15 protein-coding genes and 1 pseudogene are annotated in these 17,308 nt (G+C 73.2%); 13 read left to right on the top strand and 3 right to left on the bottom strand.

The window, feature by feature from the left end; genetic code table 11:
* From ACFYON_RS28840 to ACFYON_RS28825, 4 genes and pseudogenes are all read left to right on the top strand, one after another.
* Nucleotides 1–179 (top strand): annotated as a pseudogene (locus ACFYON_RS28840) (dipeptide/oligopeptide/nickel ABC transporter ATP-binding protein); the annotation flags it as partial.
* On the top strand, nucleotides 176–1,183 hold the full coding sequence (locus ACFYON_RS28835) for an ABC transporter permease (protein WP_354871694.1): 1,008 nt from the start codon (nucleotides 176–178) through the stop codon (nucleotides 1,181–1,183). The pseudogene ACFYON_RS28840 and the gene ACFYON_RS28835, both read left to right, overlap by 4 nt.
* An 11-nt stretch (nucleotides 1,184–1,194) precedes the next feature.
* Entirely contained in the window at nucleotides 1,195–2,181 is a 987-nt protein-coding gene (locus ACFYON_RS28830) for an ABC transporter permease (protein ID WP_354871692.1), read from the top strand.
* Between the two features lie 108 nt (nucleotides 2,182–2,289).
* Nucleotides 2,290–4,032, top strand: a complete 1,743-nt coding sequence (locus ACFYON_RS28825; protein WP_354871690.1) for an ABC transporter substrate-binding protein — start codon at nucleotides 2,290–2,292, stop codon at nucleotides 4,030–4,032.
* Nucleotides 4,033–4,090: 58 nt separating this feature from the next.
* On the opposite strand, the gene ACFYON_RS28820 is transcribed toward ACFYON_RS28825, so the two are convergent.
* Nucleotides 4,091–6,235 (bottom strand): prolyl oligopeptidase family serine peptidase, encoded by a 2,145-nt coding sequence (locus ACFYON_RS28820; protein ID WP_355047557.1) that lies wholly within the window; start codon nucleotides 6,233–6,235, stop codon nucleotides 4,091–4,093.
* A gap of 86 nt (nucleotides 6,236–6,321) precedes the next feature.
* Here ACFYON_RS28820 and mshB point away from each other — a divergent pair, with 86 nt between their 5' ends.
* The 3 genes from mshB (at nucleotide 6,322) to ACFYON_RS28805 (ending at nucleotide 8,286) form a co-directional block, all read left to right on the top strand.
* On the top strand, nucleotides 6,322–7,245 hold the full coding sequence (gene mshB, locus ACFYON_RS28815; RefSeq protein WP_355047556.1) for an N-acetyl-1-D-myo-inositol-2-amino-2-deoxy-alpha-D-glucopyranoside deacetylase: 924 nt from the start codon (nucleotides 6,322–6,324) through the stop codon (nucleotides 7,243–7,245).
* Between the two features lie 17 nt (nucleotides 7,246–7,262).
* Nucleotides 7,263–7,736 carry a hypothetical protein gene (locus ACFYON_RS28810; protein ID WP_354871683.1) on the top strand — a complete coding sequence of 158 codons (474 nt, stop codon included), beginning with the start codon at nucleotides 7,263–7,265 and terminating at the stop codon, nucleotides 7,734–7,736.
* Nucleotides 7,737–7,821: 85 nt separating this feature from the next.
* Complete coding sequence (locus ACFYON_RS28805; RefSeq protein WP_355047555.1) at nucleotides 7,822–8,286, top strand: hypothetical protein; 465 nt, start codon at nucleotides 7,822–7,824, stop codon at nucleotides 8,284–8,286.
* Nucleotides 8,287–8,299: 13 nt separating this feature from the next.
* Here ACFYON_RS28805 and ACFYON_RS28800 read toward each other — a convergent pair whose 3' ends face one another.
* Entirely contained in the window at nucleotides 8,300–9,307 is a 1,008-nt protein-coding gene (locus tag ACFYON_RS28800) for a GNAT family N-acetyltransferase (RefSeq protein ID WP_354871678.1), read from the bottom strand.
* A gap of 79 nt (nucleotides 9,308–9,386) precedes the next feature.
* Between ACFYON_RS28800 and fdxA the strand changes: the two genes are divergently transcribed.
* Genes fdxA through ACFYON_RS28775 form a run of 5 tightly spaced genes read left to right on the top strand, consistent with a single transcriptional unit; the run spans nucleotide 9,387 to nucleotide 13,137 of the window.
* Nucleotides 9,387–9,713, top strand: a complete 327-nt coding sequence (gene fdxA / locus ACFYON_RS28795; protein WP_007464872.1) for a ferredoxin — start codon at nucleotides 9,387–9,389, stop codon at nucleotides 9,711–9,713.
* Nucleotides 9,710–10,819 (top strand): succinyldiaminopimelate transaminase, encoded by a 1,110-nt coding sequence (gene dapC / locus ACFYON_RS28790; RefSeq protein WP_354871723.1) that lies wholly within the window; start codon nucleotides 9,710–9,712, stop codon nucleotides 10,817–10,819. The genes fdxA and dapC overlap by 4 nt, the downstream gene beginning before the upstream one ends.
* 1 nt (nucleotide 10,820) lies before the next feature.
* Entirely contained in the window at nucleotides 10,821–11,846 is a 1,026-nt protein-coding gene (locus ACFYON_RS28785) for a prephenate dehydrogenase/arogenate dehydrogenase family protein (protein WP_354871675.1), read from the top strand.
* 5 nt (nucleotides 11,847–11,851) lie between these two features.
* On the top strand, nucleotides 11,852–12,493 hold the full coding sequence (locus ACFYON_RS28780; RefSeq protein ID WP_354871673.1) for an SIMPL domain-containing protein: 642 nt from the start codon (nucleotides 11,852–11,854) through the stop codon (nucleotides 12,491–12,493).
* Nucleotides 12,493–13,137: a nucleoside/nucleotide kinase family protein gene (locus ACFYON_RS28775; RefSeq protein ID WP_387189144.1), complete on the top strand. Its 645-nt coding sequence runs from the start codon at nucleotides 12,493–12,495 to the stop codon at nucleotides 13,135–13,137. The genes ACFYON_RS28780 and ACFYON_RS28775 overlap by 1 nt, the downstream gene beginning before the upstream one ends.
* Nucleotides 13,138–13,154: 17 nt before the next feature.
* Here ACFYON_RS28775 and ACFYON_RS28770 read toward each other — a convergent pair whose 3' ends face one another.
* Nucleotides 13,155–13,721 (bottom strand): sugar O-acetyltransferase, encoded by a 567-nt coding sequence (locus ACFYON_RS28770; RefSeq protein WP_354871669.1) that lies wholly within the window; start codon nucleotides 13,719–13,721, stop codon nucleotides 13,155–13,157.
* Between the two features lie 161 nt (nucleotides 13,722–13,882).
* On the opposite strand from ACFYON_RS28770, the gene ACFYON_RS28765 reads away from it, so the two are divergent.
* The gene (locus ACFYON_RS28765; RefSeq protein WP_354871667.1) at nucleotides 13,883–17,212 is read left to right on the top strand and encodes a S8 family serine peptidase; all 3,330 of its coding nucleotides are present in this window, start codon (nucleotides 13,883–13,885) and stop codon (nucleotides 17,210–17,212) included.
* The last annotated feature ends 96 nt before the right edge of the window (nucleotides 17,213–17,308 follow it).

The raw sequence follows: 17,308 nt of genomic DNA, 5'->3' as shown, positions 1-17,308 counted from the left end.
TCAACCCCCCATCAGGCTGCCGCTTCCGCACCCGCTGCTGGAAAGCCACCGACCACTGCGCCACCGAAGAACCCGCCCTGGTCACCCGCGACGGCGGCGGACAGCTCACCGCCTGCCACTACCCGGAGAGCGGACCGGTCGGCGTGCCGGCCGGCGAACCCGTGGAGGTGTCGAAATGAGCCTGTCACCGGTCGAGGGCGTCGCCCTCGCCGAGATCGAGTCCACCGGCGAGGGCGACGAAGGCGGCAAGAAGGAGTTCGTCGGCCGGTCACCCGGCCAACTCGCCCTCGCGCGGCTCAAGCGGGACCGCACGGCGCTGATCAGCGGCGGCCTGCTGGCGTTCTTCTTGCTCGTCGCGCTGGCCGTCCCGCTCATCGAGGCGCTGTACGGGGTGGGGCCGAAGGAGCAGTTCCAGAGCCGCCTCGACGGCTACGGCATGCCGTTGGGCTACGCCGGCGGCGTGACCGGGGAGCACTGGTTCGGGCTGGAGCCCGGTCTCGGCCGGGACATCTTCATCCGGATGGTGCACGGGCTGCGGACGTCGCTGTTCATCGCGTTCGCGGCGGCCGTGGTGACCGCGGTGATCGGGGTGACGCTGGGAACGCTCGCCGGCTACCTCGGCGGCTGGCTGGACACGGTGATCAACTGGATCACCGACCTGACCCTGGCCATGCCGTTCCTGATCATCGCGCTGGCCCTGATGCCGACCGTCGCGCTGCGCTTCTACGGTCAGCGCGAGGCTGTGCCGGCGTACTTCCAGATCGGTGTGCTCATCGCGATCTTCGCCCTGTTCGGCTGGACCGGTACGGCCCGGCTGGTCCGGGGTCAGATCATCGCGCTGCGCGAACGCGAGTTCGTGGAGGCGGCGCGGGCCAGCGGCGCGGGCCTCGGGCACATGCTGTTCCGCCAGTTGCTGCCGAACGCCTGGGCGCCGATCCTGGTCGCCTTCTCGCTGGCGGTGCCGCAGTACATCACCAGCGAGGCCGCGTTGTCGTTCATCGGCGTCGGACTCACCGACGAGACACCGAGCTTCGGCCGCATGATCTATCGCAGCCTCGACTACCTGCAGACCGATCCGGCGTACGTCTTCTTCCCCGGCATCACCATCTTCGCGCTCGTGTTCGCCTTCAACCTCTTCGGTGACGCGCTGCGCGACGCGCTCGACCCGAAGTCGTCCCGGTAGGAGGCCGGCCCATGACGCGATTCCTCATCCGCCGGCTGCTGTCCGCCGGGCTCACGCTGTTCGCGGTGAGCGTGCTCAGTTTCCTGATGTTCTTCGCCCTCCCGCGGGATCCGGTCACCGGCATGTGCCCGAAGAACTGCAACCCGGAGCGACTGGAACGGGTCCGCCAGGAGTTGGGCCTGCGTGATCCGCTGATCAGCCAGTACGCCGGCTACATGAAGGGCATCTTCACCGGCCGGGACCTGGGGAGCGCCCAGGGCGGCCGGTGCGACGCCCCCTGCCTCGGCTGGTCGTACGTGTCGAACGAGGCGGTCTCGGACACCATCGCCCGGGTGCTGCCGGTGACGCTGAGCATCGTCATCCCGGCGGCGATCCTCTGGCTGCTGCTCGGCGTCGGCCTGGGCATGCTCTCGGCGCTGCGCCGGGGGAGCTGGCTGGACCGGGCGGCCATCGGCTTCTCGCTCACCGGCGCCTCGTTGCAGCTCTACTTCGTGGGCGCAGTGCTGCTCATCGTCTTCGTCTACAACCTGCGCCTGCTGCCGGTGCCGAGCTACACGTCGTTTTTCGACAACCCGCTGAAATGGACGAGCGGGCTGGTGCTGGCCTGGGTGGCGCTGGCGTTCCTCTTCTCCGCGATCTACGCGCGACTGTCCCGGGCACAGATGCTGGAGACGCTGTCGGAGGACTTCGTCCGGACCGCGCGGGCGAAGGGTCTGGCCAAACGCAAGGTGTACGGCCGGCACGCGCTGCGCGCCGCGATCACGCCGGTGGTGACGATCGCCGGCCTGGACGTGGGCGGGGCGCTGGGCGGCACGGTGATCACCGAGACGACCTTCGGTCTGAACGGGATGGGGCGTACCGCTGTCGACGCGGTCCGCTCAGGTGACCTGCCGACCATCATGGCGACCGTGTTGATCGCGGCGGTCTTCGTGGTGCTGGCGAACGTGGTGGTGGACCTGCTCTATGCGGTGATCGATCCGCGGGTGCGGCTCGGCTGAACCGCGACGAAATTTATCGTCAACTGTTATCCAACTTGTAGTTTTTCTTCTTTACGATCCTCGGGACGTCGGCGGATGCGCTCGGCGCACGGGTGGAGGAGGTAGGACATGCGACCACGCGCAGCGGCCGCCGCTGGCGGTGCCATCGCACTGGTTGTGGCACTCGGTGCCTGCTCGGAGAACACGGGCGAAGGCACCAAGGTGGACAGCAACCGGCAGCAGACAGGGGTCATCGCGACCGACCCCAAGGACTCGCAGGGACCGGCCGCCGAGATCGACGGCGCGGCCAAGGGCGGGACGTTCACCATCATCCGGGAGACCCCCATCTCCCACCTCGATCCGCAGCGGACGTACTCGTTCGCCGGCCTGATGACAAACCCGCTCTTCGCCCGCTACCTGACCACCTGGAAGGACGACGGCAAGGGTGGCCTGGTCCTCGTGGGTGACCTGGCCGAGACCCCGGGCAAGAACGTCAACAACGACTGCAAGGTCTGGGAATTCACGATCAAGGACGGGGTGAAGTTCGAGGACGGCAGCCCGATCACCTCCAAGGAGATCGCGTACGGCATCGCCCGCTCCTTCGACCCGGACCTCACCGGCGGCCCCACCTACATCCAGGAGTGGCTGGCCGACACCGCGCAGTTCGACACCAAGTGGGACTTCAAGAAGAACAAGACGTCGCTGCCGCCGGGCCTGACCACGCCGGACGACAAGACGCTGCGCTTCGAGTTCGCCAAGCCCCGCTGCGACCTGCCGTTCGCGGTCTCGCTGCCCACCAGCGCCCCGCTCAAGCCGGAGAAGGACACCGGGGTCAACCTGGACCAGAAGCCGTTCTCGTCCGGCCCGTACAAGATCGCGGAAAACCAGGTGGGCGTCCGGATCACCCTTGACCGAAACCCGAACTGGGATCCGAAGACCGACCCGGTGCGGCACCAGTACCCGGACAAGTTCGTCTGGAACTTCGGCCCGACCGCCGACGCGGCCAACAACCGGGTCATCGCGGACAACGGCGCCGACCAGAGCGCGCTCGCCTTCAACGGCGTGCCGGCCTCGCTCGTGGCCAAGGTGGCCGGTGACCCGGCGCTGAAGTCCCGCACGCTGCTGTCCCCGACCCCGAGCGCCAACCAGCTCGTGATCAACACCCAGCGGGTCAAGGACCTGAAGGTCCGCCAGGCGCTCAACTACGCGATCGACCGCGAGGGCATGATCAAGGCGCTCGGCGGCCAGACCGTCGCGCAGCCGCTCACCACGCTGATGCCGCCGTCGACCATCGGCTACAAGGCGTACGACGCGTACCCGGCGGGCGCCAACGGCAACGTGGAGAAGGCCAAGGAGCTGCTCGGCGGCCAGACGCCCGCGCTGGTTCTCGGCGTCGCGGACAACACCACCGAGCAGCAGCAGGCGGTCCAGCTCAAGGGCAACCTGGAGCGCGCCGGCTTCAAGATCACCGTCCGGAACATCCCGGACGACGCGAAGCTGGACGAGGTGAAGAAGAAGAACAACCCCTGGGACCTCTACATCGGTAACTGGGCGGCGGACTGGCCCAGCGGCGCGTCGATCCTGCCGGTGCTCTACGACGGTCGCACCATCAAGGCCGAGGGCAACAGCAACTCGTCCTACTTCAACGACGACGCCATCAACGCCGAGATGGACCGCATCCAGGCGCTGCCGCCGTCCGAGCAGGGCCCGGAGTGGGGCAAGCTCGACGAGCGGATCATGAAGGAGCACGCGCCGGTGGTGCCGCTCTACGTGGACGTCGCGTACCACGTGCACGGCTCCAAGGCGGGCGGGGTGTTCATCTCCTCCGTGTTCGGCTACCCGAACTTCGTCAACGCGTACGTCAAGCAGTAGCCGTACCGGTAGTTGAAGGAAGGGCCCCTTCTCAACGCGTTGAGAAGGGGCCCTTCCTTCACAAGTAGCGGCGGAGGAAGTCCAGCTCCAGCCGGAGCAGGCGCTCGGACACCCCGCCGGCGGCCAGGTGGCTCGCGCCGGTCAGCGGCAGCACCGCGTGCGGGCGGCCCGTCGCCAGCAGCGCGGCCGACAGCCGCAGCGTGTGCGCGGCCAGCACGTTGTCGTCGGCCAGGCCGTGCACCAGCAGCATCGGCCGGGCCTGCGCCGGGTCGCCGAGCGGCTCGGCGGCCAGCTCGACCAGCGAATGGTGGGCGTAGATGTCCATCCCGTCTTCCGGCATGCCCAGGTAGCGCTCGCTGTACGCGGTGTCGTACAGCGCCCAGTCGGTGACCGGCGCGCCCACGATCGCGCACTTGAACAGCTCCGGGTGCCGCAGCACCGCGAGGCCGGCCAGCCAGCCGCCGAACGACCAGCCGCGCACCGCCACCCGCCCCAGGTCCAGGTCCGGGTGCTTGTCGGCGAGCGCGGTGAGCGCGTCCACCTGGTCGGTGAGGATCACGTCGGCGACCCGGCGGTGGATCGCCTTCTCGAACGACGGCGCGATGCCCGGGGTGCCCCGGTTGTCGACGGTGACCACCGCGAAGCCCTGCTCGGCCCACCACTGTCGTTCCAGCCAGGCACTGCGGGCCGCCACCACCTCCTGGTGGCCGGGGCCGCCGTAGACGTCCAGCAGCACCGGCAGCCGGGTGCCCTTGACGTGTTCGGCCGGGTAGAGCACCGCGCTGGGCAGCCGCCTGTCGGTCACCCGGACCATCGTCGGCCGAGGCGCGTACGAGCTGGTGGCGGCGAACGTGCGCAGCTCGCCCACCTCGCGGTCACCGTGCCACACCCGCCAGCGGACCCCGGGGTGCTCCAGCGACGCGATGCCCACCGCCAGCGTCGACCCGCCGATCGAGGCGGTGTGCCAGCCGGGGTCGCTGCCCATCCGGCGGGCGTCCATGCCGCCGCCGATCGTGGTCCGCACCCGGTAGAGGTGGCGCTGGCTCGGCTCGCCCTCGCTCGCCTCCACCAGCAGGTCCGCCGCCGTGTTCGGGCCGTTCGGCAGCCGCCCGACCACCCGGCGCACGTACAGCGACGGCGGGGTGAGCAGCGTGCCGTCGGCGAACAGGCAGCGGGCGTCGTACCCGTCGTGGGCCAGCTCGCCGCCGACCAGCACCCGCCCGTCGGGCAGGTGCGCGGGCGTGCCGGGGATCGGCTCCACCCAGCGCGGGTCGGCCAGCTCGGCGTGCACCTGCGTCTCACCGGTGCGCGGATCCACCGCGAGCACCAGGCCGTGCTGCTGCGAGCGGCGCAGCACAGTGATCAGCGGGCCGCCCTCGGTCCAGTCCACCGAACTCAGGTACGGATAGGTCTCCCGGTCCCAGTGCACGTCGACCCAGCCGCCGTCGAGGTCGAGCAGGTGCAGGCTGACCTCCGCGTTCGGCCCGCCCGCCACCGGGTACGCGAGCGACGTGGGCGGGCTCGCCGGGTCGGCCGGGTCGTGCAGGTACCAGCGTTCCAGGCGGGAATCGTCGACCCGGGCGGCGAGCACGCTACGCCCGTCCGGCGCCCACCAGTAGCCCCGGTAGCGGTGGAACTCCTCGGCGGCGATGTGCTCGGCGAGTCCCCAGGTGACGCCGCTGTCCTCACCGGCGAGCAGGTTGTCCGTGCCGTCCGGCTCCACCACCCGCAACTGGCCCCGGCGCACCCCCTCGGCGGTGTCGGTGACGTACGCGAGCCGCTCACCGGCCGGGTCGGGGCGCGGGTCGATCACCGGTCCGACGGCCGCCACCTCGACCACGTCACCGTGCACCAGGTCGGCCCGGAACAGCCGGCCGGCCAGCGCGAACGCGGCGACCCGGCCGGCCGAGTCCAGCGCGTACGAGCCGATGCCGCCGGAGCTGAGCCGCAGCCGCTCGCGCAGCGCCCGCTCACCGGGGGCGAGGCGGGCCGGCTCGGCGTCGGCGCCCAGCAGCGCCGCCGGGTCCGCGACCAGTCGTTCCTCGCCGCTGTCGACGTCGAGCAGCCAGAGCGCGTCGGCCGGGTCCTCCGGTCCCGCGGAACGCAGGAAGATCACCCGGGCGCCGTCGCCCGTGACGGAGACGGCGCGTGGCGCCCCGTGGCTGAACCGACGGGTACGGGCGGCCAGCTCGGGAAAGTCCACGCCTGCAGCGTAGGCGGGCGCCGGGGGGTGATGTGGCCGACCTGGGCGGACGCATCACCGTCGAGGGAGCAGGACCGCCGGTTAGAGTGACGGGCGTGACGACGCTGCCCGACCGACGCCTTCTGCTGGTCCACGCGCATCCCGACGACGAGTCGATCGGCACCGGCGCGACGATGGCGCACTACGCCGCCACCGGCGCCCACGTCACGCTCGTCACCTGCACGCTGGGCGAGGAGGGCGAGATCCACGTCCCGGCCCTGGCCCAGCTCTGCGCGGCCGAGGCGGACCAGCTCGGCGGCTACCGGATCGGCGAGCTCGCAGCCGCCTGCGCCGCGCTCGGCGTCACCGACCACCGGTTCCTCGGCGGTGCGGGCCGCTATCGCGACTCCGGCATGATGGGCCTGGCCACGAACGAGCACCCACGGGCGTTCTGGCAGGCCGACCTGGACACGGCCGCCGGGTACCTGGTGGAGGTCATCCGCGAGGTGCGCCCCCAGGTGCTCGTCACGTACGACCCGGACGGCTTCTACGGCCACCCCGACCACATCCAGGCGCACCGGGTGGCGATGCGGGCGGTGGAGCTGGCCGCGGCCAAGGGGATCGCCCCGGCGAAGGTCTACTGGACGGCCATGCCGCGCAGCGTGCTGGACGCCGGCCTGGAGACGTTCACCGAGTCGTCGGACAACCCGTTCGCCGGCATCGAGAGCGCCGACGAGCTGCCGTTCGGCACGCCGGACGCGGAGATCGCCGCCCGGATCGACGGCACCGACCAGCACGCCGCCAAGGAGGCGGCGATGCGGGCCCACGCCACCCAGATCCCGGCGAACTCCTGGCTCTACTCGATCGCGGGCAACTTCGGTGGCGAGTTCATGGGTGTGGAGTACTTCACGCTCGCGGCCGGTGAGAAGGGCCCGGGCGCCGGCCCGTACGGCTGGGAGGACGACCTCTTCGCCGGGATCGCCCTGGACGACCCGCAGCGGTCCCCGGTCGTGGCGGCCGGTCTCCGGTGACGCTGCCGGCCGTACCCGTGTCGACCCTTCCCGAGCAGCCGCCGACGGCCGCGACGCCGAGCCCGGCGGAGCGGGCGCTCGACCGTGCGCTGCGCGTGGCCGGCGGCGTCGTCACGGTCTGGGCCGGCGTCCTGCTGGCGCTGCTCGAACTGATCATCGCGACCTGGGCCTGGAATGTCGTGCAAGGGCTCTCCGGGGCCGCGCAGGCGCTGGTGGGGGTCGGCGCGGTAGCTGTCGGCGCCGTCGCCGTGGTGGCGTCGACGGTGCTGCTGGGCTCGTTCGCGCACAGGTCGACCGGCGGCCGGTGGGCGATCGTGCTGGCCGCGCTGCCGTGGTTCGTGGTGATCGTGGCGGGTGGTGTCCGTACCGTCGAGGGTGATCTCGGGCTGGTCGGCGACAACGTGCTCGGCCTCGCGCTGATCGTGACCGGCGCGGTCACGTTCGCGGTGGTGGGCTTCCGGCACCTCGTGACGCCGCCCTCTCCCCGGTGAGGTGCTGACGCCGCACCGGCGGCGGTGGTAGACATTCCTGCCAGAGGCCCGCCGAGGGAGCGGGCGGTACGGCGGGAGGCGTGCGATGGGTCAGCGGTGGCGTGCGGTCGGTGTGCTGGCGGCCGCGTTGTTCGCGGTGAACGTGGTGGCCCGGCTGGTCACCAGATTCGCGTTCCCGGACGACGACACCGCCTCCGGCCGGGTCTCGCTGGCGATGTTCCTGGTCATCGGGCTCATCCTGGCCGGTGCCGCGTTCCGGTGGGGCGCCGGACAGCCGGTGGGCCGCTGGGCCGGTGAGCTGGCCGCCGCGGTCGTGGTCGCGCTGGCGCTCACCGTGTTCGTCGGTCCGCTGGTTGTCGGGGAGAACCCGTTCGGCGGGGGCGCGGGCCTCTTCTTCGCCCAGATCTGGCTCTATCTCGCGGCCACCGCGGCGGGCGTGCTCGTCGGTTACCTGATCCTCACCGCGCTGGGCCGGGACTACCGGTCCCGCCAGCTCAAGCGGTACGCCGAGATGAAGCGCGTCCGGCCCCGCAGGATCATCCGGCGCTGACCGCCCTGCGGGCTCAGCCCGCCGGCGCGACCCGGGTCAGGTAGGTGTGGTGGGTGGTGAACCCGAGCCTGCGGTAGAGCGCGACCGCGCCGGTGTTGCTCTGCTCCACCTGGAGGAATGCCTGCGTGGCGCCCTCGGCCGCGCCCCAGCCGGCCAGGGCGCGGACGACGGCTGCGGCGAATCCCCGCCGACGCGCCTCGGGCAGCACTTCGAGCAGGCTGACACCGAGCCAGCGGCCCTCGCCGGTCACCGTCCCCCGGCCGATGGCGAGCACCCGGCCGTCGACGCGCAGCTCCGCGAAGCGGACCCGGTCGACGGCGGTGAGCACGTGCCGCGCGGCGTCCGGCAGGCCACCCTTGCGGCCGGCGGAGATGGCCAGCCAGTCGTCGGCGGGCGCGACGGCCAGCGTCACCGGCGGCGGGGCGTCCGCGTCCGCCGGCACGTCGGCGCGCCCGGGCGGCGCGTCGGCGGGGGCGGCCTCCGGCGGGGCGGTCAGGGCGCGCAGCGGGACGGTCTGCACCAGTACCGGGGGGCGGGACGTCCAGCCCCGCGCGTCCAGTTCCGCGCCGACCGGGGCGGCCAGCGGCAGCGGGGTGTTCACCAGGGCGGGCCTGCCGCGCTCGGCGTACCAGCGCTGCACCGCGTCCAGCGCGTCGGGCAGCGGGCGGTCCGGGTCGCCCACCGGCAGCGCGCTGTTCGCCCGGCCGGTCCAGCCGTCGGCCCAGCGCAGCCGCCAGTCGCCGAGCCGTCCGCGCACCGGGGCGGGCCACGCCTCGTCGGCGGCCAGCTCCAGCGCGACCACCGAGGCGGCGGTGGGCCGGCGGGCCGGCGGCACGCGCTTGGCCCGGTGCACCTCGGTCACCGGCACGCGCAGCGGCCCGGCGTCGGTGGACAGCGTGATGTGGGTCTCGCTCAGCTCGACGAGCTCGCCGAGGGCATCGGAGAACAGCGTGCGGCCCTCGCGAATCCCCACAATCCGGCGGACCACGATCCGGTGTCCCACATCCTGCTGTCGGAGCACGATCGACCCCCTCCCCGGCGAGATACTAGGCTCTTATCGTTGCGGTTGATCGCGACGAGTCTTGCGGAGGAGAAGACCGGTGACCTACATCATCGCCGAGCCGTGCGTGGATGTGCTCGACAAGGCATGCATCGAGGAGTGCCCGGTCGACTGCATCTACGAGGGCAATCGGATGCTCTACATCCACCCCGACGAGTGCGTCGACTGTGGTGCCTGCGAGCCGGTCTGCCCGGTGGAAGCGATCTTCTACGAGGACGACGTCCCGGAGCAGTGGAAGGACTACACCGGGGCGAACTACGAGTTCTTCGAGGACCTGGGCTCGCCCGGTGGCGCCTCGAAGATCGGCAAGGTGGAGAAGGACGCCACCTTCGTCGCCGCGCAGCCGCCGCGCGGCGAGGGCCACTGAACCGGCGTACGCCGGTCTCGGCTCGGCTGCCCGACTTCACCTGGGACACCCTGGACGCCGCGGCCACCACGGCCGCGGCGCACCCGGACGGTCTCATCAACCTGTCGATGGGCACGCCGGTCGACCCGGTGCCGGAGCTGATCCGCCGGGCCCTGGCCGACGCGTCGAACGCGCCGGGCTACCCGCTGACCGCCGGTACGCCCGCCCTGCGCAACGCGATCGCCGCCTGGGTCGCGCGTGCCTGCGGCGCGGGCGTGGACGGCCTGGGCGTGCTGCCGACGATCGGCTCCAAGGAGCTGGTGGCCGGGCTGCCCACGCTGCTCGGGCTCGGTCCCGGTGACGTGGTGGTGGTGCCGTCGGTGGCCTACCCGACCTACGAGGACGGGGCGCGGCTGGCCGGGGCGACGACGGTCCGCACCGACTCGCTGACCGCGCTGGGCCCGGATCCCCGGGTCCGCCTGGTCTGGGTCAACTCGCCGGGCAACCCGACCGGCCGCGTGCTGCCCGCCGCCCACCTGCGCAAGGTGGTCGAGTGGGCGCGCGAGCGCGGGGCGGTGGTCGCCAGCGACGAGTGCTACCTGCCGCTGGGCTGGGACGCCGAGCCCGTCTCGGTGCTCTCACCCGAGGTGTGCGGCGGCTCGTACGACGGCGTGCTGGCGGTGCACTCGCTGTCCAAGCGCTCGAACCTGGCCGGCTACCGGGCCGGGTTCGTCGCCGGCGACCCGGCGCTGGTGGCCGAGCTGCTCAAGATCCGCAAGCACGCGGGCCTGATCGTGCCGGCCCCGGTGCAGGCCGCCATGGTGGCCGCGCTCGGCGACCAGGAGCACGCCGACGCCCAGCGCGAGCGCTACCGCGTCCGGCGGGAGAAGCTGCGCGAGGCTTTCACGGCCGCCGGCTTCACTGTCGAGCACTCCGAGGCCGGGCTCTACCTCTGGCTGACCCGCGACGAGGACTGCTGGGAGACGGTGGACTGGCTGGCCCGCCGGGGCATCCTGGTGGCCGCCGGCGTCTTCTACGGTCCGGCCGGCGCCCGGCACGTCCGGGTGGCGCTCACCGAGTCCGACGAGCACGTCGACGCGGTGGCCGGGCGGCTCGCCGGGTCGTGACGTGGCGGGCGGGGCCGGCGGGCTGGCGCGGGCGGCGGTGGTCGGCACCGGGCTGATCGGCGGTTCGGTGCTGCTGCGGCTGCGCGAGGCCGGGCTCGACGTCACCGGCTGGGATCCGGATCCGGCCGCCCGGCAGCAGGTACGCGACCGGGGCGTGGAGACGCCCGACACGGTCGAGGAGGCGGTCACCGGCCGGGACGTGGTGTTCCTCTGCGGCCCGCTGCCGACGCTGCCGACGATGCTGGCCCGGGTCGCCGCCGTGACCGAGGACGGGTGCGTGCTCACCGACGTGGGCAGCGTCAAGGCCGAGGTGAGCACCGCCGCCACCGTGCAGGGGCTCGGGCACCGGTTCGTGCCGGGCCACCCGATGGCCGGCGCGGACCGGGCCGGAGCGGGCGCGGCCATCGCGGACCTCCTCGACGGCGCCGCCTGGGTGCTCTGCCCGGGGCCGACCGGCCTGGCCGCGTTCCGGCGGCTGGCGACGCTGCTGGTGGACGTCTTCCACGCCCGGGTGGTGCCCATGTCCGCCCCGGAGCACGACGGCGCCGCCGCGCTCGCCTCGCACGTACCGCACGTGCTGGCCGGTGCGCTGGCAGGCACCGTGCACCGGTCGGCGCTGCGGGACGCGGTGCTGACGCTGGCCGCGGGCAGCTTCTCCGACGGCACCCGGGTCGCGGGTGGACCACCCGAGCGGACCGCGAACATGCTGCTCGGCAACCGGGACCGCGTGCTCGCCGAACTGGACGCGCTCGGCGCGTTCCTGAACGAGCTGACCGAGGCGCTGCGCGGCGGCGACGCCGGTGCGCTGGCCGACCGGTTCGCCGAGGGGCGCGACGTCCGCTCGACGCTGCGGGCACGCTCGTTCACCCCGCACCGGCGGGAGTTCCCGGCCGCCGCCGACCACGCGGGCGAGCTGGCGTACCTGCGGGAGCTGGGCGCAGCGGGCGGCCACCTCAGCGAGGTCCGGGAGACGGCCGGCGCGGTCACCTACATGGCGCACCTGCCGGCCACCCCGCCGTTAGGCTGAGCGGCATGGCGGACGCACCGGTCGTGGCGGTACGCGGTGAGGCGTACCGGGAGGTCGCTCCCGAGCTGGCCCGGTTCACCGTGACGGCGGTGGCGCGGGACCGGGACCGGGAGACCACACTGACCCGGCTGGCCGAACGGGCCGCCGCGGTGCGCGCGTTGCTCGACGCGGCCGAGCCCGCGGTGGAGCGCCGGGAGACCGGCCAGGTCCATGTCCGGCCGGTGACGAAGCGCTCCGGCGACCGGGTGGTGGCCTACCAGGGCAGCGTGAGCACCACCGTGACGACCACCGACTTCACCGCGCTCGGTGACCTGATGCTCCGCCTGGCCGACCAGGACCAGGTCGAGGTGGCCGGCCCGGTGTGGTCGCTGCGACCGGACAGCCCGGCCTACCGGGAGGCGCGGCACGCGGCGATCGCCGACGCGCTGGTCCGGGCCCGGGAGTACGCCGAGGCGCTCGGCGCCCGGGTGGTCGCCTTGCGCGAGTTGTCCGACACCGGGATGAGCGCGGCGCCGCCGATGATGGTCAAGGCGGCGTACGCGCGGTCCGGCGAGCCGGAGTTCGAGCTGGAACTGGATCCGGCGCCGCAGCCGGTGCAGGCGGCCGTCGAGGCGCGGTTCACCATCAGCGAGCCGGTGCTGGGCTGATGCCGGCGGCGGAGGTGCTCACGCTCGACGAGCTGGTCGCCCGGGCGCGGGCGCTGGCCGACGACGGCCCGCGCCAGCTGCTCGGCATCGCCGGGGCGCCGGGGGCGGGCAAGTCCACCCTGGCGGAATGGATCGTGGCCGCGCTCGGCCCGGTCGCCCGGCTGGTCCCGATGGACGGGTTCCACCTGGCCGGGTCCGCGCTGGCACGGCTCGGCCGGGCGGGCCGCAAAGGCGCGCCGGACACCTTCGACGTCAATGGCTTCGTCTCCGTGCTGCGCCGGTTGCGCCGGCTGGAACCGACGTCGGTGTGGGCGCCGGAGTTCCGACGTGACCTGGAGGAGCCGGTTGCCGGGGCGATCGAGGTGCCGCCCGAGGTGCGCCTGGTGGTGACCGAGGGCAACTACCTGCTGCTGCGGGACGACCCGTGGGAAGAGGTGCGCACCCTGCTGCACCAGATCTGGTTCCTCGACCTGGACGCGGAGGAGCGGCTGCGCCGGCTCGCCGCGCGTCACGAGGCGTACGGGAAGTCGCCGGAGCAGGCGCGCGCCTGGGCGCTGGGCAGCGACGAGGACAACGCCCGGCTGGTTGTCGGCACGGCCGGGCACGCCGACCTGGTGGTAAGCCTGGCCGACCCGCCGCGGTGACGCCGGGCGCGGCCGGCTCACGAGGATTCGTGGACGCTCCGGACCGGGCGGGCCGGGTTGCCCACCGCCACGACGCCGGGTGGCAGGTCGCGCGTCACCACCGCGCCGGCGCCGACCACCGTGTCCTCGCCGATCGCCACCCCGGCCAGCACGATCACCCCGCCGCCGAGCCAGACGTTGTCGCCGATGGTGATCGGCTGGGCCGACTCCCACTTGGCCCGGCGCGCCTCCGGTTCCACCGGGTGGACGGCGGTGAGCAGCTGCACGTTCGGTCCGATCTGGACGTCCGCGCCGATGCTGATCCGGGCGACGTCGAGGAAGACCGCGTTGAAGTTGACGAAGGTACGCGGGCCGATGTGCGTCTGGTAGCCGTAGTCGCAGTACAGCGGCGGCCGGATCCAGGCGTCCTCGCCGAGTGAGCCGAGCAGTTCGCGCAGGGCGGCGAGGCGGCCCGCCGGGTCGTCGGCGGAGCTTCGGTTGAAGCGTTCGCTGAGCCGGGCGGCGCGCTCCAGGTCGGCGGTGATCGCGGGATCGTCGGCGATGTACCGCTCGCCGGCCAGCATCCGGTCCTTCATGGAGGTCATCACCTGATCGTCGCGGCCCGCTCGGTGGCGCGGCAGCGATTCGAGCGGATCAGTGGCTTCCCGATACATACGCGGTATGCAATCCTGATACCCGCGTCGATGTCTCTCTCATCGATGAAACGTCCGAAGAAGGAGGAAGGTTGCTCCGGAATCGCAGAAAGATGACGGCGTTCGGCCTCGGCCTGACGCTGGCGCTCGGCCTGCCGGTGCCCGCGCTGGCCGCCGCGCCGACGACGTCGAACGGCCCGGCGGCCCGTACCGGCCCGTCCGCGCCCGCGGGCGCCCGCCCGGTCACCGTCACCCTGATCACCGGCGACCAGGTGACAGTCGCCGCCGGTGGCCGTGCCGCGGTACGCCCCGGCCCCGGCCGTACCGGCGTCGAGTTCCTGGTCCGTCGCGACCGCGACCACCTGACCGTGCTGCCGCAGGACGCGCTCGCGCTGGTCCGCTCCGGCCGGCTGGACCGCCGGCTGTTCGACGTGACCGGGCTGATCGAGGCCGGCTACGACGACGCGCGCCGCGACACCGTACCGCTGCTCGTGTCGTACCGGCCGGGGGTGGCCCGGCGGACGGCGGCCCCGCTCGCCGGCACTCGGGTGATCCGCGACCTGCCGGCGATCGCCGGCGCGGCGGTCGTCGCCGGCAAGGGTGACACCGGCGCGCTCTGGAAGGCGGTGAGCGCGGACCGCTCCGGCGCCCGGCTCGACGCGGCGGGGGGTGTCGACCGGATCTGGCTCGACGGCCGGCGGCGGGTGACGCTCGACCGCAGCGTGCCGCAGATCGGCGCCCCGGCCGCCTGGGCCGCCGGATACACCGGCAAGGGCGTGCGGGTCGCGGTGCTCGACACCGGCGTCGACCTGACCCACCCGGACCTGGCCGGCAAGGTCGCCGAGTCGCGCAACTTCACCGAGGAGACGGACCCGGACGACATCGTCGGCCACGGCACGCACGTGGCCTCGACCATCGCCGGCAGCGGCGCCGCCTCCGGCGGGAAGTACCGGGGCGTCGCGCCGGACGCCACGCTGCTGTCCGGAAAGGTGTGCGAGGTCTACGGCTGCACCGAGTCGGCCATCCTGGCCGGCATGCAGTGGGCGGCGGCCGAACAGCACGCCACGGTCGCGAACATGAGCCTCAGTGGCGGCGACACGCCGGAGGTGGACCCGCTGGAGCAGGCGGTCGAGACGCTCACCGAGCAGCACGGCACGCTCTTCGTGATCGCCGCCGGTAACGACGGTGCTGACGGTTCGGTCGGCTCGCCGGCCACCGCCGACGCCGCGCTCGCGGTCGGCGCTGTCGACCGGGACGACGCGCTCGCCGACTTCTCCAGCCGCGGCCCCCGGGTCGGCGACGGGGCGATCAAGCCGGACATCACCGCGCCGGGTGTGGAGATCGTGGCCGCCCGGGCCGCGAACGGCCAGATCGGTGACCCGGTGGGGGACCGGTACGTCTCGCTGTCCGGCACGTCGATGGCCACGCCGCACGTGGCCGGCGCGGTCGCGCTGCTCGCCCAGCAGCACCCCGGCTGGACGCCCGGCCGCTACAAGGCGACGCTGATGGCCTCGGCCAAGCCGCACCCGGAGCAGACCGCGTTCCAGCAGGGCGCGGGACGGGTCGACCTCGCTCGCGCGATCACCCAGCAGGTGACCAGCGAACCGGCGTCCGTCTCGTTCGGCCTGGCGGCCTGGCCGCACACCGACGACAAGCCGATCAGCCGGACGGTCACCTACCGCAACGGCGGGAACGCCCCGCTCACGCTGGACCTGAGCACCGGGTTCACCGGGCCGGGCGGGCGGACCGCGCCGGCCGGCATGCTCACCCTCAGCACCTCCCGGCTCACCGTTCCGGCGGGCGGCACCGCCCAGGTGACGGTCGTGGTGGACACCCGGCTCGGCGGCGCCGACGGCTACTGGACCGGCCGCCTGCTCGCCCGCGCCGGCGACGCGGTGGCGGTGACCCCGCTCGCTGTCGACCGCGAGGTGGAGAGCTACGACCTGACCATGACCCACCGGGACCGCTCCGGCGCGCTGGCCGGTTCCTACTACACGAGCCTGCTCGGGCTCGACGACGGCAGCTACCACGACGTCTACGACACCGGGGGCGAGGTCCGGATCCGGCTCCCCAAGGGCCGGTACGGCGTGCAGAGCCTGATCTTCGCCGACGGCGACCAGGGCTCGCCGGAGGTCGCCTCGCTCACCCAGCCGGAGCTGGTGGTGACCGGGAACCAGCGGCTCGCACTGGACGCCCGGCGGGCGAAGCCGATCCGCACCACGGTGCCGCAGCGCGGCGCGGCGCCCATGCTGATCGACCTCACAGCGGCGTGGGAATTCGGCGACTACTACGCCAGCTTCGGGCTCTGGACCGACAGGTTCGAGGGTCTCTACTCCGGCCAGCTCGGCCGCGACGTCTCCGACAAGGTGTTCGTCGGCTCGCTCGCCAGCCAGTGGGCCGAGCCGACCGCGCCCGAGCGCAGTCCGTACTTCTACGGCCTGATCGACCTGTTCCCGGGCCGGTTCCCGACCGGCTTCGTCCGGCACTACCAGCCGGCCGACCTGGCCACCGTCACCAGCCGGTTCGCCGCCGGCTACACCGGCATGGAGAACGAGCGGGCCGTGTACGCGGAGCCCGACTACAACATGGGCGGCTCGGCGGTCGCGCTGCCGGTCCAGGTGCCGGGCAAGCGGGTCGAGCACTTCAGCACCACTCGTACCCGCTGGAGCGGCGACCTGGCCTTCGGTGAGCGGGACGAGGACGGCTGGCTGGAGCCGCGTGCGGTGCTGGAGTCCGAGTCCGCCCGCTACCGCGCCGGGCACACCTACCGCGACGAGTGGAACAAGGGCCCGTTCGGTCCGTCGTTCCCGCAGCCGCGCTGGCCGGAGCAGAGCATCACCCGTACCGGCGACACCATGATGGTCTCGCTGCCGATGCACAGCGACGCGGTCGGGCACCCGGGCGGCTCGCTCAACGACACCGAACTGACCCGGCTCTACCGCAACGGCAAGCTCGCCGGCGAGTCGCCCTACGGCGGGTACGGCGAGTTCACCGTCCCGCCGGGCGCGGCGAACTACCGGTTGGAGACCACGGCGACGCGCGGCTTCACCGACCTGAGCACCGAGGTGTCGGCGAGCTGGACGTTCCGCTCCAAGCGCGTGCCGGGCGACGTGCCGGCCCGGCTCCCGGCCATGGCGGTCCGGTTCACCCCGCCGCTGGCGACGGACAGTTCCGCCCCGGCGGGCCGGACGTTCACCGTGCCGGTGTCGGTGCAGCGCCAGCCCGGCGCACCGTCCGGCCGGGTCGTGGCGCTCACCGTCGACGTCTCCTACGACGGCGGGAAGACCTGGCGCAAGGCGGCGCTGAAGAAGCAGGGCGGGGCGTGGACGGCCACCGTCCGGCACCCGGCCGGCCCGGGATACGCGTCGCTGCGGGCCACCGCCCGTGACGACGCCGGCAACACCGTGACCCAGCGGATCATCCAGGCGTACCGCCTGCGGTGAGCCGGGGGGGGGGGGGGGGGGGGGGGGGGGGGGGGGGGGGGGGGGGGGGGGGGGGGGGGGGGGGGGGGGGGGGGGGGGGGGGGGGGGGGGGGGGGG

The organism is Micromonospora sp. NPDC005686 (genome assembly GCF_042871665.1).
Lineage (GTDB): Bacteria > Actinomycetota > Actinomycetes > Mycobacteriales > Micromonosporaceae > Micromonospora.
This window is presented reverse-complemented; position numbering and strand designations above follow the sequence as displayed.